This window comes from Mesorhizobium sp. M7A.F.Ca.US.011.01.1.1 (genome assembly GCF_003998295.1).
Taxonomy (GTDB): domain Bacteria; phylum Pseudomonadota; class Alphaproteobacteria; order Rhizobiales; family Rhizobiaceae; genus Mesorhizobium.
The window spans coordinates 25010-45596 of record NZ_RZRT01000015.1; the positions used below are offsets into that span (position 1 = coordinate 25010).

Below are 20587 nucleotides of genomic sequence, written 5' to 3' on the forward strand. Positions count from 1 at the left end.
CGCAGAAGGCCTAGGCCTGTAAATGTAATTAAGCAACAGAATAATCCGCTTGCAAGCCTTCAAATGATCGATAATGTAGGAAAGTCACATAAATCTTCTGCTCCGGCACGAAGAGGCGCGCAGGCGCAAATCAAAATGGGAGAGATCAAATGAGCCTTGCAAAATGGACTGTCGGCCTGATGGCCGGAATGAGCATGCTGGCAATTGCGGCGCAGGCGGATGCGGGCGAGGTGCGGGTCACCGTGGCCGAGTACAGCGCCAAGACTGCTCCCTATTTCGCCGACGTCAAGAAGGAATTCGAGGCGGCGAACCCCGGCATCACCGTCAAGTTCGAAGTGGTGCCGTGGGATGTGCTGCTGCAGAAGCTGACCACCGACATCACCGCCGGCACCAATGCCGATCTGTCGATCATCGGCACGCGCTGGCTGATCGACTTCGTCCAGCAGGATGTCGCCGAGCCGCTCGACGGCTACATCAAGCCCGACTTCAAGAACCGCTTCATCGACACCTTCCTGTCGCCCTCGATCATGGACGGCAAGACCTACGGCCTGCCGATCGCGGCCTCGGCGCGCGCCATGTACTACAACAAGGAGCTGTTCGAGAAAGCCGGCATCGCCAAGCCACCGGCAACCTGGACCGAGCTGCAGGAAGATGCGCGCAAGATCAAGGCGCTGGGGTCGGGCACGTTCGGCTTCGGCCTGCAGGGCAAGGAGATCGAGACCGACGTCTATTACTATTATGCGATGTGGTCCCAGGGTACCGAGATCCTCAACAAGGACGGCACTTCGGGCCTGAGCACGCCAGGTGCGCTTGAGGCCGCCAAGCTCTACAAGTCGATGATCGACGAAGGCCTGACCGAACCCGGCGTCACCTCCAACAACCGCGAGGACGTGCAGAACCTGTTCAAGCAGGGCAAGGTCGGCATGATGATCACCGCACCGTTCCTGTCCAACCAGATCAAGGACGAGGCGCCGAATCTGAAATACGGCGTGGCGGCCATTCCCGCTGGACCGACCGGCGCGCGCGGCACCTATGGCGTGACCGATTCCATCATCATGTTCAAGAACTCCAAGAACAAGGACGAAGCCTGGAAGCTGCTCGATTTCCTGTTCACCACAGAGCAGCGCGCCAAGTTCACGCAAGGCGAAGGCTTCCTGCCGGTGAACAAGGAAGAGGCCAAGATGGACTACTACGTCAACAATGCCGATCTGGCGGCGTTCACCGCGCTCCTGCCCGACGCCCGCTTCGCGCCGGTCATTCCGGGCTGGGAAGAAGTTGCCCAGATCACGTCGGACGCCATGCAGAAGATCTATCTCGGCGGCGACCCCGAGGCGGGCTTGAAGGACGCAGCCGCCAAGGCCAACACCGTGCTGAAGAAATAGGGCGTATCTCCCTGCGCCCGTGGCGCGCTCCGCTCAGGCGGGCGCGCCACATCTTGCAGACATTGAGCAGAAGGACAGTTCGTCGATGTCAGCGCCACCCCAGCCAGGTTCCTTTCCTCTCCCTCCGGAGGGGGGAGAGGTGGCTCGGCGAAGCCGAGACGGAGTGGGGGAACCACCTGGCAACCGCCGCGTACGGACATAGGAAGGGCGCTAGGCGCAAGCATAAGCCTCGCCTTGCGTCTAAAGGTCGACCCCCACTCCGTCGAGCTTCGCTCGACACCTCTCCCCCGATCGACGGGGGAGAGGAAGGACCCCTTTCCGCAACTGCTGCGGAGGACGGGCAGGCAGGTGAGGGGCGCGCCGACGGTTACAAGGAATCCTGAAGCGGTGCCTTGAGAAGAACGAGGCGGGTTAAGTCAATCTCTTAAGCCAGCGCAATCCAATCTCCACCCGCAACACGATATAAAGCCAGCAGATGCAAAATCGTTTCTTGCCCTATCTCCTGACCTTGCCCAGCCTGTTTCTGGCGGCGGTGGTCATCTTCTGGCCGGTCTGGGACCTGATCCAGATCTCGACGCATGAGGTCAGCCGCTTCGGCCAGCTTCGCGACTTCAACGACTTCGCCAATTTCGCGGCACTCGCTGCCGATCCCGATTTCACGGCCGCGCTCTGGCGCACCGGCCAATGGACGGTGATGGTGGTCGGCGGCGCGCTTCTCTTGTCGATCCCGGTGGCGATGATCCTCAACACCGATTTCTATGGCCGCGGCATCGCTCGCGTCATCATCATGCTGCCCTGGGCGGTGTCGCTGACCATGACCGCGGTGGTCTGGCGCTGGGCGCTGAGCGGCGAAAGCGGCATGCTGAACTCGGCGCTGATCGGCCTCGGCCTCATCGATCACAACATCCAGTGGCTGGCGAGTGCCGAAACCGCCTTTCCGATGCAAGTGCTGATCGGCATCCTGGTGACGGTGCCGTTCACGACGACGATCTTTCTCGGCGGGCTGTCGTCGATTCCGGACGATCTCTACGAGGCGGCGGCGCTCGAAGGGGCGACGCCGCTGCAGCAGTTCCGCGAAATCACCTTTCCGCTCCTGAAACCGTTCATCAACATCGCCATCGTGCTCAACACCATCTACGTCTTCAATTCCTTCCCGATCATCTGGGTGATGACGCAGGGCGGGCCGGCCAACTCGACCGATATCCTGGTCACCCATCTCTACAAGCTGGCCTTCCGCATCGGCAAGCTGGGCGAAGCGTCGGCGGTGTCGCTGGTGATGTTCGCCATATTGCTGGTCTTCACCATGATCTATGTGCGGCTGGCGATGCGGGAGCAACGCACATGACGAGCAAGCTGAAGCGCTCCATCATCGCCTGGCTGCTGCTGGCGCCGCTGATCGTGGTGACGCTCTTTCCCTTCGCGGTCATGTTCCTGACCGCGGTCAAGCCGAGGCAGGAAGTGCTGTCGCCGACCTGGTGGCCGAGCGAATTCCGCTGGTCCAACTTCTCCGACATGTGGGTGGCGACCGGCTTTGGCCAGGCGTTGCTCAATTCGCTCTACGTCTCTGTGATCGCCACCGTCGGCGCCATCCTGATCTCGGTTCCGGCGGCCTACGCGATGTCGCGCTTCCGCTTTGCCGGCTACGGCGCCTTGCGTCAGTTCCTGCTGATTTCGCAGATGATCTCGCCGATCGTGCTGGTGCTTGGCCTGTTCCGGCTGATGGCGGCCTGGGGCCTGGTCGAGAGCACGACGGCGCTCGGCTTCATCTACATGGCCTTCAACGTCGCCTTCACGGTGTGGATGCTGCAGAGCTATTTCGACACCATCCCGCGCGATCTCGAGGAAGCCGCTTGGATGGAAGGCGCCGGTCGCTGGCTGACCTTGCGCCAGGTGTTCCTGCCGCTGTGCCTGCCGGCGATCGCGGTGACCGCGATCTTCACCTTCATCAACGCCTGGAACGAATTCGTCGTGGCGCTCACCATGCTGCGCAGCCAGGAAAGCTACACGCTGCCGATCCAGGTGTTTTCGCTGGTCGCCGGCCGCTACACCATCGAATGGCACCACGTCATGGCCGCGACGCTGCTGGCGACCGCGCCGGTGGCCATCCTGTTCATCTGGCTGCAGCGCTACCTCGTCAGGGGCCTGGCGCTCGGGGCGGTCAAGTAGCCGCTCTATTTCTTTTTTTGACGCAATCCCGGACGGAAAACCGCTTCACACTTTTCCTGGAATTGCTCTAGACCCACGGAGCTTTCATGCGCATCTTCACCGCCTCGCTGGCGACGGAAACCAACACATTCTCGCCGGTGCCGACCGACAGGGCCTCGTTCGAGATGGCCTTCTATGCCGGGCCCGGCAAACATCCGGACACGCCGACGCTGTGCTCCTCGCCGATGGTGGCGCTGCGCCGGCGGGCAGCGGCCGAAGGCCTTGATGTCATCGAGGGCACCGCCACCTGGGCGGAGCCCGGCGGTCTGGTGCAACGGCAGACCTATGAGGCGCTGCGCGACGAGATCCTTGGCCAGCTCGAGGCGGCGCTGCCGGTCGAGGCTGTCATCCTCGGCCTGCATGGCGCCATGGTGGCGCAAGGCTATGACGACTGCGAAGGCGACCTGCTCGAACGGGTTCGCGCAATGGTCGGGCCGGAGGTGGTGATCGCCGTGGAACTCGATCCGCACAGCCATCTGACACCGAAGCGCGTGGCGGCCTCCGACATCCTCGCCTACTTCCTCGAATTTCCGCACACCGATTTCTATGAGCGCGGCGAACACGTCGTCGAGCTTGGGCTTGCGGCGGCGAGGGGCGAGATCAAGCCGGTCATCTCGACCTTCGATTGCCGCATGATCCAGGTCCTGCCGACCAGCCGCGAGCCGATGCGCTCTTTCGTCGACCGGATCAAGGCGCTGCACGGCAAGGACGGCGTGCTGTCGGTCTCCGTCATCCACGGCTTCATGGCGGCCGACGTGGCCGAGATGGGCACGCGCATCCTGGTCGTCACCGACAATGACAAGGCCAAGGGCGACGCGCTGGCGGAACGGCTCGGGCGGGAACTCTATGCGCTGCGGGAAAAGACGGCGATGACGATGCTGAGCGCCACCGACGGCATCGACCGAGCCTTGGCCGTGCGCGGCAAGAATCCGGGCAAGCCGGTGGTCATCGCCGACATCTGGGACAATCCCGGCGGCGGCGTTCCCGGCGACGGCACCTTCGTGCTGCGCCAGATGCTGGCGCGTGGCCTGGACAGGTTCGCCGTGGCGACGATCTGGGACCCGATCGCGGTCACCTTCTGCCTGGCGGCGGGCGAAGGCGCGGTCATCGATCTGCGCTTCGGCGGCAAGGCCGGTCCGCAGGCCGGCGAGCCGATCGACGCGCGCGTGCGCGTGCTCAAGGCGGTTGCGGAGGGTTGGCAGAGTTTCGGGCCAAGCCGGGTGACGCTCGGGCCGACGGCGCTGGTCCGCCTCGAAGGCACCGAGGTCGACATCATCCTCAACACCAATCGCACACAGACCTTCGAGCCGGATATCTTTTCCAACATCGGCGTCGATCCGCTGGCCAAGGACGTGCTGCTGATCAAGTCGACCAACCATTTCTACGCCGGCTTCGAGCCGATCGCCGCCGAGATCATCTATGTCTCGGCGCCAAGTTCATATCCCAGCAATCCGGCGGTGACCGATTACAAGAAGCTGACGCGGCCGGTGTGGCCAAGGGTGGCTGACCCTTGGAAGGATGCTGGTAATCTCCCCCCTTGAGGGGGAGATGTCGCCGAAGGCGACAGAGGGGGTCGTCTCTCGTGAAGCGCCAACCTTCTTCTGCCGCGGGAGGTCGAGCCCGGTCGGACCGACCCCCTCTGGCCGCTTCGCGGCCATCTCCCCCTCGAGGGGGGAGATTATTCGGTGCTATACCAGCCCGCGCTTGACCATCATCGCTTCCGGCGACGGCATCTTGCCGCGAAACGCCGTGTAAAGCTCCTCCGGATCCTTCGAACCGCCGGCGGCGTAGATGTTCTTGCGCAGCCGCTCGGCGAGCGCCGGGTTGAAGGGGTCTCCGGTTTCTTCGAAGGCAGCGAAGGCATCGGCGTCGAGCACTTCCGACCACATGTAGGAATAGTAGCCGGCCGAATAGCCTTCGCCGGAGAAGACGTGGCCGAAATGCGGGGTGCGGTGGCGCATGGCTATGGTGTCCGGCATATGCAGTTCTGCAAGCGTTTCGGTTTCGAAACGAAGCGGCGCTTCCGGCGCATCAGCGCGCGCGTGATAGGCCATGTCCATCAAGGCGGAGGCGGTGAATTCTACTGTTGCAAAGCCAGCGCCAAAAGTCCGCGTGGCCAGCATCTTGTCGAGCAGCGCCTTGGGCATCGGCTTGCCGGTCTTCACATGCAGCGCGTGTCTTTCCAGCACCGCCGGCACGGTCAGCCAATGTTCGTAGAGCTGCGAGGGCAGTTCGACGAAATCGCGGCTGACCGAGGTGCCGGAAACCGAGGGCCAGGTGACGTCGGTCAGCATGCCGTGCAGAGCATGACCGAATTCGTGGAACAGCGTTTTCGCCTCGTCCACCGACAGCAGCGCCGGCTCGCCGGCTGGCGGCTTGGCGAAGTTCATGATGTTGTAGATGACCGGGCTCGCACCGTGGCCGAGCCTGTAGCCGGATTGCAACGCGCTCATCCAGGCGCCGGAGCGCTTTGACGGCCGCGCGAAATAGTCGGCCAGGAACAGGCCGCGCTCGCTGTCGTCTGCATTTTTCACCACGAAGACGCGGGCATCCGGATGCCAGGCCGCGATGCCCTTTTTCTCTTCGAAGGTGATGCCGAACAGCCGTGTCGCCACATCGAAGCAAGCGTCGATGATGCGGTCGAGCTGCAAATAAGGCTTCAGTTCCGCCTCGTCGAAGGCGAATTTTTCCGCGCGCAGTTTCTCCTGGTAGAAACGCCAGTCCCAGGCAGCGAATTTTTCGTTGCTGCCGGCCTCCGTCGCCAACCGTTGCAATTCGATCTGGTCGCTTGCTGCCTTCTCAAGCGCTTTTTCCCACACCGGATCGAGCAGCGCGTGCACGGCCTTCGGCGTCTTGGCCATGGTGTCATCGAGCTTCAGCGCGGCGAAGGAGGCGTAGCCGAGCAGCTTTGCCTTCTCGGCGCGCAGGCGCAGCATGTCGCGCACCACGTTCGTATTGTCGGTGGCGCCGCCATTCTGGCCACGCATGGTGAAGGCGCGGAAGGCGATCTCGCGCAGATCGCGGCGTTCGGAGAAGGTCGAGAACGGCTCGTAGATCGAGCGCGACAGGGTGACGGCATAGCGGCCCTTCTGGCCACGCATTTCGGCGGCCTCGGCCATGGAGCTTTTCACGAAATCCGGCAGACCGATAAGGTCGGCTTCATCGAGAAACAGCGCCCAGTCGCGCTCGTCGGCCAGAACATTCTGGCCGAAAGCCGTGCCGAGCGAGGACAATTCCTCGCTGATGCTTGCCAGCCGTTTCTTGCCGTGGGCGTCGAGCTTGGCGCCGGAACGGACGAAGCCCTTCCAGGTCTTTTCCAGCACCCGCAGGGTCTCTGCGTCGAGCTTCAGGCTCTCGCGGCGCTGGTAGAGATCGTCGATGCGGGCAAACAGCCGCTCATTCATCGAAATCGCCGAGAAATGCCTGGACATTTTCGGCGAGATGTCGCGCTCCAGCGCCTGGATCGTCTCATTGGTGTAGGCGCCGGCGCGGCACCAGAAGATCGACGAGACGCGATCAAGCGCTTCGCCGCCGAGTTCCAGCGCGGCAAGCGTGTTCTCGATGGTCGGCGCATCCTTGTTGCCAGCGATCGCCTCGATCTCGGCCTCGTGCGCCTTCAGCGCCGCGTCGAAGACCGGGGAGAAGTCGCCGTCGCCAATGCGCGTGAAATCGGGCAGGCCGAGCGGCCCTTGCCACGCGGTCAGCGGATGGGCGGCGAGGTCGACGGCTTTCGTGGAAGGCATGGACAGTCTTTCGCTGGTGAGGGCAGGCAGGTGGGTGGTACCCGATGTAGGGCGCGGCTGGCGGGCCCGCAATATGCCGATTTGGCCGATATCGGCCTCAGAAGCCGTCGCAGTTCTCGGCGATCGTGGCTTGCGAACTGGCGGTGATGCGGTTGTCGATTACCGCGAAGGTTTCGTGCATCAGCATGTCGTTGTTGGGGAAATCGTAGCAGGCGACCACCGTGGTGACGCCGCCTTCGCTTTTCTCGACCCTGTGCCGGATTGCCGCACCGGCAACCGCACCTTTCCACTCGTCTATCGAAGCGATGAACTCCTGCTTGCTTTGCACGATGCCGAGGTCGTCCAGCTTGATGTGGACATCGTCGGCGAGCAGGTCGGACAGCTCGGTGCGGTCGGCGACCAGCAGCGCCGAATACCAGCGGCTGATGAGGGCACGATCATCGGCGCGGGCGGCAATAATTGCTACCAGCAGCGCGGCCGCCGTCAAGATGATCGACCGGATGTTCACCACCTTGCGCGCCGCTGTGTTCATCCCAGCTCCGGCCGTTCGAAATCGCCGGTCTCCTTGTTCATCGTCCAGAGTTCGCCGGTCGAGATATCGAACCAGGCCCCATGCAGCGACAGTCGCCCCTTGCCCTCGAGAATCGAGACGCAGGGAAAGGTTCTGAGGTTGGCGATGGAATAGCGGATCGAGATGCGCTCCAGCGCGGTCTGGCGCTCCGACGCGGTCATGAAGGTGCTGGAGGAGACGGTTTCGGCCGCCGGCGCGATCAGGCTCATCCACTTGCCGATGAAGTCGCCCGGCGAAAGCGGCGCTGAATTGGTGTCGAGCGCTGCACGGATGCCGCCGCAGCGGCCATGGCCCATGACGACGATGTTCTTGACCTTGAGGCTCTGCACGGCGAATTCAAGCGCCGCCGAGGTCGAATGGAACTCGCCGTCGGGAGCATAGGGCGGCACCAGATTGCCGACATTGCGCAGCACGAAGAGTTCGCCGGGCCCGGCGTCGAAGATCGCCTCGGGCGCCGAACGCGAATCGCAGCACGCGACGATCATCGTCTCCGGCGCCTGGCCTTCCCGAGCGAGATCGCGATAGCGCCCGCTCTCTGTGAGATAGCGGCCATTCATGAAATTGCGGTAGCCGGCGAGAAGATGTTCAGGGAGATGGGACATGAGCGGCGTCTGGAGCCTTTCCGGGTTGGATGCGGCAGCTCGTTGCGATCTAGAGAGGCTCTAGCGGCAAAAGCCGGTCGCGAGCAATGCAGAATTATGAGGGCTGGCTAGAAATGCCATGCATCGAGCGCAACCTTGGCCAACAGCGTTACGCCCAGATGGCGACAGGAATGCCAAAGCTGTCGCGGCCCGGCGGGTCGGGCAGCGGCCGTGCCTCACAGCTGGCGATGCGACCGGCGATCAGCATCATTGCGGCCGCGTCGAGGAAATCATCGGCGGCTGCGCCGCGCGGTGGCGGCTGGTTGAGAAAGCCCGTCTCATAGCCATGCCGGCAAAGCAGAGCCTTGCGTTCCGCCATGCCGGCCGGATTGATGCTGCCCTTGATCTTCTTCGGCAGTTGCATGGCCTGATCGCCGTTCAAGCGGCAGAAAGCGACTTCCGGATGCGATTCGAACACGCGGCCGCGCAGATCGGGCCGCGCGATCAGCAGGGCGTCGATCTCGCGAATCTTGGCAAAAATGCCGAAGGCCTGGATCGAGACGCCACGCGGCGGGTCGGATGTGGTCATGGCCACCTCGCTTGCGCGGATGTGAGCGGCATACCAGGCTTCGATGGTGGTGAAGCCGTTGGTGTCGGCATAGAGCGCGGCGCGGGAGGGGATCGAGAAGACGCTGGATTGGCGTGCCCCGAGCAGCGGCCGCACCAGCGCTTCGGGGCCGCGACCGCCCTTGCCCGAAAACTCGGGCAGGCCGATCGGCATGTCGACAGCGATGAAAGTATCTGTGGGAAGGGATGCGAGCAGGGCGGTGAAGGTTGCAAAGACACCGACCGACGGTGCCATGCCAGAAGCGCGCCGGACGGCGATCCAGCCGGCCTTGCAGCCGTCGACGCCGACAAGCACGGCCTCAGTCGACGTCACGCCCGGCGGCCCCGCCCCGGATGCGTCAGGTGGCGAAGCTGGACCATCGCCATCGGATGCGACAGGCTCTGCGCATCGGTTTCGAGCTGCAGTTCGTCGCCGCCGCGCTTGGCGGTGCGCGCCAGGATCTCGTAGACCGCCGCCGTCGTCGATTGCAGCGCCTTGATCGGCGGCTGGCCGGACAGGATACGTGCCAGATAGACGGCCGCCGTCAGATCGCCCAGGCCATTCGGCGGCTTGTCGATCAGGCGATGTTCGGCGAGCAGCGCCTGGCTGCTATCGAGCAGCAGATTGCCGGTGCCGCCCGTCATCATCGACGGCGCCGAGGTGACCAGCATGGTCGATGGCCCGGCGTGGAGTGCGGCCGCGATCACCGATTTCAGGTCTGGCAACGCGGCGCCGGCCATCCATTCCAGTTCGTAGCGGTTGGGGGTGGCTATGTCGGCGATCGGCATCAGCCGATCGCGCATGGCGATGGCGGTTGGCTCGGGCACATAGAGGCCGCCCGAATCACCCATCACCGGATCGCAGATATAGACGGCGCCGGACGTCCTTGCCTTCACCGCGGCGACCAGCGAAGCGACGGCCTCGGCCTGGCCGGCTTCGCCGAGATAGCCCGACAACACGGCGCCGACTTCACCCAGCCATGGTGCCCGCTCGAGATCGGCCATCAGCGCCTTGAACTGGTCGAGCGGCGGCACGATGCGCGTTGCCCGCCCATGGCCGGGATGCCAGGGCAGGATGACGGTCGGCACCGCCCAGACAGGGAAACCCAGGGTCTCCAGCGCAAAGACGGCGGCACGGTTGCCGACCGAGCCGCGCGCGACATGGCTGGAAATGACGATGACCGCACGCGGCGCGTCGATTTGTTCGGCGCTCATTGTCGTTTGATTCCTAACAGCCCCGGATGACGTAAAGCACGAGCCAGACCATCAGGCCCAGCGCCAGCAGGAGGCCGAGCGTGCGGCCAAAGCGGGTGCCCCAGACTTCGATCGGATCGGCGCGATCAGCATCGGCCGCGGTGGCGTGATCGTGCATGCCTTTCGCGGCCCGCCCCGCAAACGAGTCGCCCGCCGGATTCGTCTCGTGCGCGATGCGCTCGAGGATACGGCGCGATTCCTTCTCGCTGTCCTGGTGCTCCGCCATGATGATGTCCCGTTTTGCAGGACCTTATCGCGTTCGCACGGCCAATCACAGACCCTTGCAGCGGCATTGGGCATGCCAGGCGAGGGCTGCCGGCCCGGGCGGTTTTCTTGCGCGCTGATTGTGGTAATGCTTCGCGTGCAACTTCTACCGAGGGACCCCATCATGTTTGCCCAGCGCCTTGCCTCGCCGTCCACGTTCCGCACGCTGCCCGCCTTCCTGATGATGGCGATCGTGCTGCCGCTGCTTGCCGGCTGCGGCTACAACACCATCCCGACGGCGGAAGAAAACGCCAGGGCGGCATGGAGCGAGGTGCTGAACCAGTATCAGCGCCGCGCCGACCTCATCCCCAACCTGGTCGAGACGGTGAAGGGTTATGCCTCGCACGAAAAGGATACACTCGACGCGGTGGTCGAGGCACGCGCCAAGGCAACGCAGATCACGGTAACACCGGAAACGCTGAAGGATCCCGAAGCCCTCAAGAAGTTTCAGGATGCCCAGGCGGGGCTGACCAGCGCGCTGTCGCGGCTGATCGCGGTCTCGGAAGCCTATCCCGACCTCAAGGCCAATCAGAATTTCCTGGCGCTGCAAGCCCAGCTCGAAGGCACCGAGAACCGCATCGCGGTGTCGCGGCGCGACTACATCCAGGCGGTCAGGGACTACAATCTGACGCTGAGGACCTTCCCCTCGGTGTTGTGGGCGACCTTCTGGTTCCGCGGCAACGAGCCCTTTGCCAATTTCACCGTCGCCGAAGACAAGATGCAGCCGCCGAAGGTCGATTTCGGCACGAAGCAGGGCGGGTGAACGTCGACTGATGATCCTGGTTCTTATCAGCCTTGCGTTCCTTCACACCCCCCTCTGTCCTGCCGGACATCTCCCCCGCAAGGGGGGAGATCGGCAGCCGTGGTGGTTTCGCTAATTTTCGACGTCGCAGAAGTGTTGCTGTCAGCGATGACAGCCAATCTCCCCCCTTGCGGGGGAGATGTCCGGCAGGACAGAGGGGGGTGCGACGGAACGCAAGGCTGACATTCCTGGCGGTCATTTTAAGCCTTTTCTTCCTCCCCATCATCGCCTTCGCCGCCGAACTCCCCGCCCTGACCGGCCGTGTCGTCGACAATGCCGGCATCATCGATGCCGCGACCAAGGCGGCGCTGAAGCAGAAGCTCGCCGACTTCGAGACAAAAGGCTCCGACCAGATCGTCGTCGCGACGATCCCCAGCCTCGATGGCGAGGAGATCGAGCCCTACGCCAACCGCCTGTTCCGCTTTTGGAAACTTGGCCAGGCGGGCGAGAACAACGGCGTGCTGCTGCTGGTGGCCCCGAACGACCGCAAGATGCGCATCGAAGTCGGTTATGGGCTGGAAGGTACGCTGACCGACCTGCATACCAAGCTGATCATCGAAAACGACATGGTGCCGGCCTTCCGCGCCGGCGATTTCTCCGGCGGTATCAGCAAAGCCGTAGACGACATGATCATGGTGCTGGAAGGAAATCCGGAGGAGCTGGAGGCGCGCGGCGAGCGCAACCAGCAGGCGCCTTTCGAGTCCGACGACCTGTTCTTCGCCGTCTTCATCAGCATCTGGGCGATCATCTTCTTCGGCAGCATCGCGGTTTCCGTGCTGCCGCCGATCTTCGGCCAGAAGCTCGGTCCCGGCCGCTACCGCTGGCTCGGCATGACCTTCGAGCCAAGCCGGCGATCCTCCCGTGGTGGCTGGTCGTCTGGAAGTTCCAGCGGCGGCTGGTCTTCGGGGTCAAGCAGCGGTGGAGGCTTTTCCGGCGGCGGCGGTTCGTCCGGCGGCGGCGGCTCGTCGGGAAGCTGGTGATGGCATGACGATACCCAGCATCAGCCTGTCGAAACGCGACCGCCTCGCCTCGGCCGTCCTGATTGGCGCGGTCGTGCTGTTCTCCTGCGTCATGGCCCTCGCCGCCGATCTCCCCGCGCTAACCGGCCGTGTCGTCGACAATGCCGGCATCATCGATGCCGCGACCAGGGCGGCGCTGACCCAAAAACTCGCCGACTTCGAGACAAAAGGTTCCGACCAGATCGTCGTGGCGACGATCCCGAGCCTCGATGGCGAGGAGATCGAGCCCTACGCCAACCGGCTGTTCCGCTTCTGGAAACTCGGCCAGGCGGGCGAGAACAATGGCGTGCTGCTGCTGGTCGCCCCGAACGACCGCAAGATGCGCATCGAAGTCGGTTATGGGCTGGAAGGTACGCTGACCGACCTGCATACCAAGCTGATCATCGAAAACGACATGGTGCCGGCCTTCCGCGCCGGGGACTTCTCCGGCGGTATCAGCAAAGCCGTCGATGACATGGTCATGGTGCTGGAAGGCAATCCGGAGGAGCTGGAAGCGCGAGGCAAGCGCAATCCCGCCGATGACGGCACGTCCATCGATCCGATCGTTGCCGTGTTCCTGATCCTGTGGGCGACGATGTTTTTCGGCGGGTTGGCGATGGCGTTCCTGCCGCCGATGTTCGGCACGAAGCTGTCGCCGGGCGTGTACAGATGGCTGGGCATGACGTTTCGTTACGGCCGTGGGCCGAGCGGGTACTCGGGCAGCAGCGGCTGGACAACGGGTTCGTCTTCGGGCGGCTGGTCGTCGGGGAACTCCGGTGGTGGTTGGTCTTCGGGATCAAGCGGCGGTGGCGGGTTTTCCGGTGGCGGCGGCTCATCGGGTGGTGGCGGTTCTTCAGGAAGCTGGTGAGACATATCATGGCAACACGACCAATCAGCCCGCAGGATCATGAGCGCATCGCAACCGCGATCCGCGGCGCCGAGGAGGAAACCGACGGCGAGATCTACTGCGTCGTGGCCCATGCCAGCGACGGCTATTTCTTCCCGGCCGCCTTCATGGCGACCGTGTGCATGCTGATCGTCAGCCTGGCGGTCGGCTACGGTCTGGAGGCCTGGTGGCTGTCGATCCGGCTGCCGCATTTCGTCCTCGCCCAGCTCCTGGCGCTTGCCTGCGTGCTGGCCTTGTTGTGGGCGCTGCCCGGCCTGCGCATCCATCTGGTGCCGAGGCGGCTGCGCTACCAGGCGGCGCACGCCAACGCGGTCAAGCAGTTCCTTGCCCGCAACGTCCACCGCACCACGGCGCGCACCGGCGTGCTGGTCTTCGTCTCGATCGCCGAGCGCTATGCCGAAGTGGTTGCCGATTCGGGCATCGACGCCAAGGTCGGCCAGCATGTCTGGGACGGTGTCGTGCGCGACCTTACCGCGCATGCCGGCGACGACCGGCTTGCCGACGGCTTCGTCAAGGCGATCGAGCAGGTGGGTGCGGTGCTGGCCGAGCATTTCCCAGTCACAGCGGGCGACAGCAACGAACTTGACGACCATTTGGTCGAAATCTGAGTCCTTCCAGTGAAGCTTCGAGGGCCCTGTCTGAGGTGGTGACCGCCTGTGAGAAAGCAGCCGGCGGGCCGCCGGGACTCTTGCAATCGGGCGATGCGGGTTTATGGTTAACAAATCATGAATACGCTGACGATCGACATCCGGAAAGCCGACCCGCGCGATGCCAGTGCCATCGCCGAGGTGCATCTGGAGGCCTGGCGCGGCGCCTATTCCGGCATCATTCCGCACCGGACCCTGACATCGATGATCAACCGTCGAGGCGCCGACTGGTGGGCGAATGCGATTCGCCGCGCCGCCACCGTCCTGGTCGTCGAGATCGGCGGCAAGATTGCCGGCTATGCGACGATCGGCAAGAACCGCGCCCGCGAACTGCGCCAGCAAGGCGAAATCTACGAATTGTACCTGCGGCCGGAATATCAGGGCATCGGGCTTGGCAGCCGGCTGTTCGCGGCGGCCAGGGCGCGCCTGGCCGACCATGGGCTGAAAGGCATGGTCGTTTGGGCGCTGGAAGACAACCAGAACGCGCTTGCCTTCTATGCCGGCGCCGGTGGCCGCGACGTTGCGGAAGGCGTCGAGATCTTCGAGCAGAAGGCGCTCAAGAAGGTCGCTTTCGTCTGGGAATGACAGCCCGGCCTTTCGGCCATTGCGTCTCCCGATTTCAGCCAGCACCATTCGCCGCATTGCACCATGACGCGCCGCCCGCTATCGATCGTCCATCGAGAGAGGGATTTAAGCCATGCGCATTGAAGCCATAGCCAGCGGAAAGAACCCGCCTGAGGACGTCAACGTCATCATCGAGGTGCCGATCGGCGGCGAGCCGATCAAGTACGAGATGGACAAGGAGGCCGGCACGCTGTTCGTCGACCGCTTCCTGCACACCTCGATGCGCTACCCCGGTAATTACGGCTTCGTGCCGCACACGCTGTCGGGCGACGGCGATCCGATTGACGTGCTGGTCTGCAACACGCGCGCGCTGGTGCCGGGTTGCGTCATCAACGTCAGGCCTATCGGCGTGCTGATCATGGAAGACAATGCCGGCCAGGATGAGAAGATCATCGCCGTGCCGTCGCCGAAACTGACGCTGCGCTACGAGAACGTCACCGAATACACCCAGCTGCCCGACATCACGCGCCAGCAGGTGCAGCACTTCTTCGAGCACTACAAGGATCTCGAGCCCGGCAAATGGGTCAAGATCGAAGGCTGGCACGATTCCAAATATGCCAAGAAGATGATCGTCGAGGCGATCGAGCGGGCCAAGGCGAGCAAGTAGCTGGGCTTAGGCTCTGCGGAGCATCAACCCCGCAGGGCCTAGGCCTCGCGAGGCCCCTCGACTTCGTCATACCAGGGCGGAGCAGCCGCGAAGCGGCGTCGCGGAGACCCTGGTATCCATGCCGTGACGCTCGGTGAAGTGCGCGGCTAAGCAGAATTCTGCACCGTTGTGGTGTTGTTGGTGTCGCGGCATGGATCCTCGGGTCTGCGCTGCGTCGCTACGCTCCTTGCTGCGCCCGTGGATGACGAAGTCAAAGGCGTTTCGGCCAATCCCAACGTGTGCGACCTGCATGTGGCAGAGGTTCCGTGCTAAGCAACTGATCTAGTTATCCACCCGGCCGAAAGCCGGCACATTGCCGATGACGGTGCGCCTGTCCTTGCCGCAGGCGAAGGTGCGTGCCTTGTCGTCGGCAAGCTTGCGCGCCTGGTCGTTGGCGGTGGGATTGCCGGTGGCCAGCACCAGGCCAACGGTGCAGCCGTCGCGGGCGTCCATCTGGCCGACCTTGGCGACGAGCAGCACCTCGGTCGGCTTTTTCTCGTCCTCGGGATTGCTGATCGAGCGGCGATGGATGGCTGCATAGGGCACAGCCTTGTCGCCCTTGGTCTCGATGCGCCATTCGATCTTGGCTCCAGACGAATTGAAACCGGAAAAGCTCTCCCAGACCGTCGTCATGTCGCCGCCGGGGGGAAAGCCGTAGAACAGCGATTCACGGGCATCGTCATAGGCTATCAGCACGGGATAGCCGCGATAGCCCGAACAGGCGAGTTCGGCCCAGTCGCCGTCGCCTTCCTCGGCTTGCGCATAGGTCACGCAATCCTTCTTCGAGTCCAGATCGGTGTAGGCGCTCGCAATGCCGTCGGCATGTGCAGCCTGGCAGAAGCCAGCGAGGATGAGCGGAATCAGCAGGCTACGCATCGCGGGACATCTCCGTTGGAGGTTGTCCTAGCGTATCGCCTGTCGCTATTTCTTCAAGCTCGCTTCAATCAGCAGGTCGGCGTTGCGGGCGACCGCTTGCGCCGGGCCACCAAGCCCGAACAGCTGGCCACTGATATAGGCGCCTTCGATCAGCAGGAGCAGGCCGTCGCCCAGCGTGTCAGGGTCTTGCGCGCCCATCGCAACCGCCATGGCGCGCAGGCGGCGGCGCAATTCCTGCTTGTTGGCCTCGCTGACCACGCGGGCCGGATGGCTGTGGTCGGGATATTCGACCGCCGCGTTGGTCATGCCGCAGCCGCGATAGTCCGCCACTTGCGTGCGTTTGCCGATGCGGGTCAGGAAAGCCTTGATCTGTGCGCGCGGGTCGCCGGGATGAGCGGCGACCGCTTCGTCGAAACGCTCCCAATATTCAAGATCGTACTGCCTGAGATAGGAGGCGGCCAGTTCATCCTTGGAGGGGAAGCTGCGATAGAGGCTGGGCTTGGTGACGCCGGCGCGTTTGACGATCTCGTCGACGCCGATCGCCCGGATGCCGCGCCGATAGAACAGGTCATAGGCCACATCGAGGATCTTCTTGGCGGCCTTCGGCGGCGCCGATGCATGACCGTCGCTGATGGTCAGATCAATATTTTTGTCCGTTGGCATCGTGTGACTCGATTGACAATGTTACCGATCGGTACGTATACATGTTCCCACCCTGCAACGTACCGGTCAGTAACATGATAGCTCAATCCCGCCCCTTTGGCCAGCGCTACGCTTTCGTCGTGGTCGGCGTCATCTTCCTTAGCCTGCTGGTCGCGGCCGGTCTGCGCTCCGCTCCCTCTGTCATGATGCTGCCGCTGGAGACCAGTTTCGGCTGGCGGCGCGACATCATCTCGCTGGCCGCAGGTGTCGGCATCCTGCTTTACGGCCTGACGGGGCCATTTGCCGCAGCCCTGATGGAGCGCATCGGGCTGCGCCGCACGCTGCTGGCCTCGCTGGTGGTGATGTCGGGCTCGACCGCGCTCAGCCTGCTGATGACCAAGCCGTGGCATTTGTTCATCACCTGGGGCGTGTTCTCGGGCATTGGTTCCGGTGCTGTCGCCAGCGTGCTCGGCGCCACCATCGTCAACCGGTGGTTCAAGACCAATCGCGGCCTTGTCATGGGATTGATGTCGGCCTCCAGCGCCTCGGGCATGCTGGTGTTCCTGCCGCTGATCGCCGCGCTGGCGCAGTCGGGCGGCTGGCAGCCGGTTGTCATTGCGGTGGCGATCGCGACCGCTGCCCTGATACCGCTGGTCTGGCTGCTGGTGCCGGAGCGGCCGGCATCGATCGGCATGGTGCGCTACGGCGCCGAGGCTGACGATGTGCCGCCGACCCCGCCTGCGTCACAGGGCAACTTTCTGGCGCATACGTTCTCGACGCTGCGTCGTGCTGCCGGCACGCGGGTGTTCTGGTACCTGTTCGCCACCTTCTTCGTCTGCGGCTTCACCACCAACGGGCTGGTCGGCACGCATCTGATCGCGTTCTGCGGCGACATGGGCATCGGCGAAGTGCAGGCCGCCGGCCTGCTGTCGATGATGGGAATCTTCGACCTGATCGGCACGACGTTGTCGGGTTGGCTCACCGACCGCTATGATCCGCGCAAGCTGCTCGGCGTCTATTACGGCATCCGTGGCCTGTCTCTGATCTATCTGCCCTATTCCGGCTTCTCGGCGACCAGCCTGATCATCTTCGCTGTGCTCTATGGTCTCGACTGGATAGCCACCGTGCCGCCGACGCTGCGGCTCGCCAACGAGGCGTTCGGCGATCGCAGTGGGCCGATCGTGTTCGGCTGGATCGTCGCCGGCCACCAGATCGGCGCGGCCACAGCCGCCGCCTTTGGCGGCACCATGCGCGAGCTGCAGGGCAATTACGAACTGGCGTTCCTGATCGCCGGCATGACTGCGATTGCCGCCGCCTGTATCTCGCTGCTGATCAACACCAGCAAGCCGGCCTTCGAGCCGGAGCCGCAGGCGGCGTAGGGCTGTCGATCTCCCCCCTTGCGGGCAGGGCTATCGCATATGGATTTTTGCGAAGAAGAACCCCACCCTAACCCTCCCCACAAGGGGGAGGGAACGCTGCCGCGTGCCTTTAATTCTTGTTGGCGCCGAAAAGACAGGCGATTCTCCTGGGTCAGCGCCAACGGAAGTCTCCCTCCCCCTTGTGGGGAGGGGTTAGGGGTGGGGGTCCGTGCCGGGCAGACATCTCAGGAATTCCATATGCGATAGCCCTGCCCTCAAGGGGGAGATGTCGCCGAAGGCGACAGAGGGGGTCGTCTCACGTGGAACGCCGACTTCCTGCGTCTGCGACAAAGGGCCGAGCCCGGTCGGACCGACCCCCTCTGGCCTGCCGGCCATCTCCCCCTCGAGGGGGGAGATCACCCTGTTGATCGTCAGAAAAACTTCATCATTTCGAGATGTGCCTGAAACATTGACGCTGGATTTTGGTGGCACCGTTCAAGCCATCCAGGAGACAGCCGTGAACAAGCTTTCGATGACCCGCCGCGCTTTCGTCACTTCCGCCGGCGCCGTTGGCCTGGCCGGCGTTTCGGGTCTGGCGCTGCCCTACTATTCGCGCGCCAATCAGCGGCCGGCCTTCACCCATGGCGTCCAGTCGGGCGATGTCGACGCAACCAGCGGCATGGTGTGGACGCGTACCGATCGCCCGTCGCGCGTCATGTTCGAAGTGTCGTCGACGGAAAATTTCGCCAATGCGACACGCCTGGCGCCGCTCGATACGTCGCCGGCCAGCGATTACACGGTCAAGCGGCTGCTCACCGACCTCGCTTCGGACCAGGACATCTTCTATCGAATGACATCGGCCGATCTCGCCGACATCAACGCCGTTTCGGAGCCGATCACCGGCCGTTTCAGGACGGCGCCGGCCTCGAAGCGCGACATCCGCTTTGCCTGGTCCGGCGACACCGCCGGCCAGGGCTGGGGCATCGATGAGACCGGCATGAAGACCTACGCCACGATCGGCAAGCACACGCCCGACTTCTTCCTGCATTCGGGCGACACCATCTATGCCGACGGCGCCATGAAGGACGAGGTCGACCTGCCCGGCGGCGGCAAGTGGAAGAACGTCGTGCTGATCGACGGCAAGCGCAAGGTCGCCGAGACCCTGGACGAATACCGGGACCAGTGGAAATACAACATGATGGACAAGAACGTGCTCGGCCTCAGCGCCATCTGCCCGACTTTCTACCAGTGGGACGACCACGAAGTCCTGAACAACTGGTCGGATTCCAAGGATCTCAGCGCCGACAGCCGCTATACGGAAAAATCCATCCACGTGCTGGCGGCCCGTGCGGCGCGGGCTTTCCACGAGATGACGACGATCCGCTACGAACCGTCCGAGCCCGGCCGCGTCTATCGCAAGATCGCTTATGGGCCGCTGCTCGACGTGTTCTTCCTCGACATGCGCTCCTATCGCGGCCCCAATGGTCCCGACATGCAGGATGAGATGACGCCGCAATCGCGCATGCTGGGCGAGCAGCAGACGAAATGGCTGAAGCGCGAACTGGCGAATTCGAAGGCGACCTGGAAAATCATCGCCGCCGACATGCCGCTCGGCCTCGTCGTCTGGGACGACGGCACCAAGAAAGTTGGCGCCGAAGCGGTCAGCAATGGCGACAATGGCTTGCCAAAAGGGCGCGAGCTCGAGATCGCCGACCTGCTGCGCTTCATCAAGAATGCCGGCATCAGCAACACCGTCTGGCTCACCGCAGACGTGCATTACACGGCCGCGCATTATTACAACCCGGACAAGGCGCAGTTCCAGGATTTCAATCCGTTCTGGGAATTCGTCTCGGGTCCGATCCACGCCGGAACGTTCGGGCCGAACGATTTCGACATGACGTTCGGTCCGGAGCTGAAGTTCATCAAGGCGCCGACCGCCGAACAGGGACAGAACCTGCCGCCCTCGGCCGGTCTGCAATTCTTCGGGCTGGTCGATATTTCAGGCGCCAGCGAGCAGATGACGGTGCGGCTGATGGATCGCGACGACAACGAGCTCTACAAGGTGACGCTCGACCCGGTGCGGTCGGCGTAAGCGCACTTCTCACCCTCCCCTTGTGGGGAGGGTCGGCGCGGCGGCTTCGCAAAGCGAAGCTGGCGAGACGGGGCGGGGTGAAGCGCTGACTAGTCCGGGTAGCAGACCATGGGGACATTCGGCCAGACGGCGCTGTCGCAGTTGGCGGTGTCCTGCCGCTGCTTGAAGGCGGCGCTGACCGGGCCGGTCACCATCGGGTCGACGCCGTCGGGCGCGTCGGCGAAAATCTGCTCGGCCGACTGTGCCTCTGATGGCAAGGCAGGCCGTGATTCCTTCATCGTCGCGGCCGACTGCGCGGCGTTGGCCGCCAGCAGGACGGCGAAGGCAACTGAGGCGATGAGCGGCCAAAATCGGTTGAGTTTATCGGTCATGACGTTCGAACTGTCTGG

At 63.6% G+C, this 20587-nt stretch carries 21 protein-coding genes; 12 read left to right on the forward strand and 9 right to left on the reverse strand.

From position 1 onward, the window contains the following. Positions 1-149 precede the first annotated feature (149 nt). The 4 genes from EOA13_RS16555 (at position 150) to EOA13_RS16575 (ending at position 5128) form a co-directional block, all read left to right on the forward strand. Positions 150-1382, forward strand: a complete 1233-nt coding sequence (locus EOA13_RS16555; protein WP_127294119.1) for a sugar ABC transporter substrate-binding protein — start codon at positions 150-152, stop codon at positions 1380-1382. Between the two features lie 475 nt (positions 1383-1857). Continuing rightward, complete coding sequence (locus tag EOA13_RS16565; RefSeq protein ID WP_023811708.1) at positions 1858-2727, forward strand: sugar ABC transporter permease; 870 nt, start codon at positions 1858-1860, stop codon at positions 2725-2727. After that, positions 2724-3548 carry a carbohydrate ABC transporter permease gene (locus tag EOA13_RS16570; RefSeq protein ID WP_127294121.1) on the forward strand — a complete coding sequence of 275 codons (825 nt, stop codon included), beginning with the start codon at positions 2724-2726 and terminating at the stop codon, positions 3546-3548. The genes EOA13_RS16565 and EOA13_RS16570 overlap by 4 nt, the downstream gene beginning before the upstream one ends. Before the next feature lie 86 nt (positions 3549-3634). Then, positions 3635-5128, forward strand: coding sequence for a M81 family metallopeptidase (locus tag EOA13_RS16575; protein WP_127294123.1), 1494 nt, complete (start codon positions 3635-3637; stop codon positions 5126-5128). Positions 5129-5275: 147 nt separating this feature from the next. Here the strand turns inward: EOA13_RS16575 and EOA13_RS16580 are convergent, their stop codons facing one another. The 6 genes from EOA13_RS16580 to EOA13_RS16605 form a co-directional block, all read right to left on the reverse strand. Further along, the gene (locus EOA13_RS16580) at positions 5276-7330 is read right to left on the reverse strand and encodes a M3 family metallopeptidase (protein WP_127294125.1); all 2055 of its coding nucleotides are present in this window, start codon (positions 7328-7330) and stop codon (positions 5276-5278) included. Positions 7331-7427: 97 nt separating this feature from the next. Further along, positions 7428-7862, reverse strand: a complete 435-nt coding sequence (locus EOA13_RS16585; RefSeq protein ID WP_127294127.1) for a nuclear transport factor 2 family protein — start codon at positions 7860-7862, stop codon at positions 7428-7430. Next, positions 7859-8503 (reverse strand): carbonic anhydrase, encoded by a 645-nt coding sequence (locus tag EOA13_RS16590; RefSeq protein ID WP_023811712.1) that lies wholly within the window; start codon positions 8501-8503, stop codon positions 7859-7861. Before EOA13_RS16590 ends, EOA13_RS16585 begins: the two co-directional genes overlap by 4 nt. Before the next feature lie 148 nt (positions 8504-8651). Then, the gene (locus EOA13_RS16595; RefSeq protein ID WP_127294129.1) at positions 8652-9422 is read right to left on the reverse strand and encodes a DUF429 domain-containing protein; all 771 of its coding nucleotides are present in this window, start codon (positions 9420-9422) and stop codon (positions 8652-8654) included. Continuing rightward, positions 9419-10303, reverse strand: a complete 885-nt coding sequence (pdxY, locus tag EOA13_RS16600) for a pyridoxal kinase PdxY (protein ID WP_127294131.1) — start codon at positions 10301-10303, stop codon at positions 9419-9421. The genes EOA13_RS16595 and pdxY overlap by 4 nt, the downstream gene beginning before the upstream one ends. Positions 10304-10316: 13 nt before the next feature. Continuing rightward, entirely contained in the window at positions 10317-10568 is a 252-nt protein-coding gene (locus EOA13_RS16605) for a hypothetical protein (RefSeq protein ID WP_127294133.1), read from the reverse strand. A gap of 162 nt (positions 10569-10730) precedes the next feature. On the opposite strand from EOA13_RS16605, the gene EOA13_RS16610 reads away from it, so the two are divergent. From EOA13_RS16610 to ppa, 6 genes are all read left to right on the forward strand, one after another. Then, the gene (locus EOA13_RS16610; protein WP_023811716.1) at positions 10731-11369 is read left to right on the forward strand and encodes a LemA family protein; all 639 of its coding nucleotides are present in this window, start codon (positions 10731-10733) and stop codon (positions 11367-11369) included. Between the two features lie 200 nt (positions 11370-11569). Further along, a complete protein-coding gene (locus EOA13_RS16620) occupies positions 11570-12388 on the forward strand; it encodes a YgcG family protein (RefSeq protein ID WP_206535288.1) in 819 nt (272 codons plus the stop codon). Between the two features lie 4 nt (positions 12389-12392). After that, positions 12393-13274, forward strand: a complete 882-nt coding sequence (locus EOA13_RS16625; protein WP_127294137.1) for a YgcG family protein — start codon at positions 12393-12395, stop codon at positions 13272-13274. A gap of 8 nt (positions 13275-13282) precedes the next feature. Beyond that, entirely contained in the window at positions 13283-13921 is a 639-nt protein-coding gene (locus tag EOA13_RS16630) for a TPM domain-containing protein (protein WP_127294139.1), read from the forward strand. A gap of 117 nt (positions 13922-14038) precedes the next feature. After that, positions 14039-14545 carry a GNAT family N-acetyltransferase gene (locus EOA13_RS16635; protein ID WP_056586049.1) on the forward strand — a complete coding sequence of 169 codons (507 nt, stop codon included), beginning with the start codon at positions 14039-14041 and terminating at the stop codon, positions 14543-14545. Between the two features lie 112 nt (positions 14546-14657). After that, entirely contained in the window at positions 14658-15191 is a 534-nt protein-coding gene (gene ppa / locus EOA13_RS16640) for an inorganic diphosphatase (protein WP_127294141.1), read from the forward strand. A 321-nt stretch (positions 15192-15512) separates the two neighbouring features. Here the strand turns inward: ppa and EOA13_RS16645 are convergent, their stop codons facing one another. Together EOA13_RS16645 and EOA13_RS16650 are read right to left on the reverse strand one after the other, a co-directional pair. Continuing rightward, positions 15513-16106, reverse strand: a complete 594-nt coding sequence (locus EOA13_RS16645) for a hypothetical protein (protein ID WP_127294143.1) — start codon at positions 16104-16106, stop codon at positions 15513-15515. A 45-nt stretch (positions 16107-16151) separates the two neighbouring features. Then, positions 16152-16769, reverse strand: coding sequence for a TetR/AcrR family transcriptional regulator (locus EOA13_RS16650; protein ID WP_127294145.1), 618 nt, complete (start codon positions 16767-16769; stop codon positions 16152-16154). 74 nt (positions 16770-16843) lie between these two features. On the opposite strand from EOA13_RS16650, the gene EOA13_RS16655 reads away from it, so the two are divergent. After that, positions 16844-18127 carry an MFS transporter gene (locus tag EOA13_RS16655; RefSeq protein WP_164780109.1) on the forward strand — a complete coding sequence of 428 codons (1284 nt, stop codon included), beginning with the start codon at positions 16844-16846 and terminating at the stop codon, positions 18125-18127. Positions 18128-18623: 496 nt separating this feature from the next. Then, on the forward strand, positions 18624-20198 hold the full coding sequence (locus EOA13_RS16665; RefSeq protein ID WP_127294151.1) for an alkaline phosphatase: 1575 nt from the start codon (positions 18624-18626) through the stop codon (positions 20196-20198). An 89-nt stretch (positions 20199-20287) separates the two neighbouring features. Here the strand turns inward: EOA13_RS16665 and EOA13_RS16670 are convergent, their stop codons facing one another. After that, positions 20288-20569 carry a hypothetical protein gene (locus tag EOA13_RS16670; RefSeq protein ID WP_245490399.1) on the reverse strand — a complete coding sequence of 94 codons (282 nt, stop codon included), beginning with the start codon at positions 20567-20569 and terminating at the stop codon, positions 20288-20290. Positions 20570-20587 lie beyond the last annotated feature (18 nt).

Excerpts from the sequence above, each read along its gene's own strand:
- EOA13_RS16555 (WP_127294119.1), top strand. The coding sequence starts at position 150 with ATGAGCCTTGCAAAATGGACTGTCGGCCTGATGGCCGGAATGAGCATG.
- EOA13_RS16565 (WP_023811708.1), top strand. The coding sequence starts at position 1,858 with ATGCAAAATCGTTTCTTGCCCTATCTCCTGACCTTGCCCAGCCTGTTT.
- EOA13_RS16570 (WP_127294121.1), top strand. The coding sequence starts at position 2,724 with ATGACGAGCAAGCTGAAGCGCTCCATCATCGCCTGGCTGCTGCTGGCG.
- EOA13_RS16575 (WP_127294123.1), top strand. The coding sequence starts at position 3,635 with ATGCGCATCTTCACCGCCTCGCTGGCGACGGAAACCAACACATTCTCG.
- EOA13_RS16580 (WP_127294125.1), bottom strand. The coding sequence starts at position 7,330 with ATGCCTTCCACGAAAGCCGTCGACCTCGCCGCCCATCCGCTGACCGCG.
- EOA13_RS16585 (WP_127294127.1), bottom strand. The coding sequence starts at position 7,862 with ATGAACACAGCGGCGCGCAAGGTGGTGAACATCCGGTCGATCATCTTG.
- EOA13_RS16590 (WP_023811712.1), bottom strand. The coding sequence starts at position 8,503 with ATGTCCCATCTCCCTGAACATCTTCTCGCCGGCTACCGCAATTTCATG.
- pdxY (WP_127294131.1), bottom strand. The coding sequence starts at position 10,303 with ATGAGCGCCGAACAAATCGACGCGCCGCGTGCGGTCATCGTCATTTCC.
- EOA13_RS16605 (WP_127294133.1), bottom strand. The coding sequence starts at position 10,568 with ATGGCGGAGCACCAGGACAGCGAGAAGGAATCGCGCCGTATCCTCGAG.
- EOA13_RS16610 (WP_023811716.1), top strand. The coding sequence starts at position 10,731 with ATGTTTGCCCAGCGCCTTGCCTCGCCGTCCACGTTCCGCACGCTGCCC.
- EOA13_RS16625 (WP_127294137.1), top strand. The coding sequence starts at position 12,393 with ATGACGATACCCAGCATCAGCCTGTCGAAACGCGACCGCCTCGCCTCG.
- EOA13_RS16630 (WP_127294139.1), top strand. The coding sequence starts at position 13,283 with ATGGCAACACGACCAATCAGCCCGCAGGATCATGAGCGCATCGCAACC.
- EOA13_RS16635 (WP_056586049.1), top strand. The coding sequence starts at position 14,039 with ATGAATACGCTGACGATCGACATCCGGAAAGCCGACCCGCGCGATGCC.
- ppa (WP_127294141.1), top strand. The coding sequence starts at position 14,658 with ATGCGCATTGAAGCCATAGCCAGCGGAAAGAACCCGCCTGAGGACGTC.
- EOA13_RS16645 (WP_127294143.1), bottom strand. The coding sequence starts at position 16,106 with ATGCGTAGCCTGCTGATTCCGCTCATCCTCGCTGGCTTCTGCCAGGCT.
- EOA13_RS16650 (WP_127294145.1), bottom strand. The coding sequence starts at position 16,769 with ATGCCAACGGACAAAAATATTGATCTGACCATCAGCGACGGTCATGCA.
- EOA13_RS16655 (WP_164780109.1), top strand. The coding sequence starts at position 16,844 with ATGATAGCTCAATCCCGCCCCTTTGGCCAGCGCTACGCTTTCGTCGTG.
- EOA13_RS16670 (WP_245490399.1), bottom strand. The coding sequence starts at position 20,569 with ATGACCGATAAACTCAACCGATTTTGGCCGCTCATCGCCTCAGTTGCC.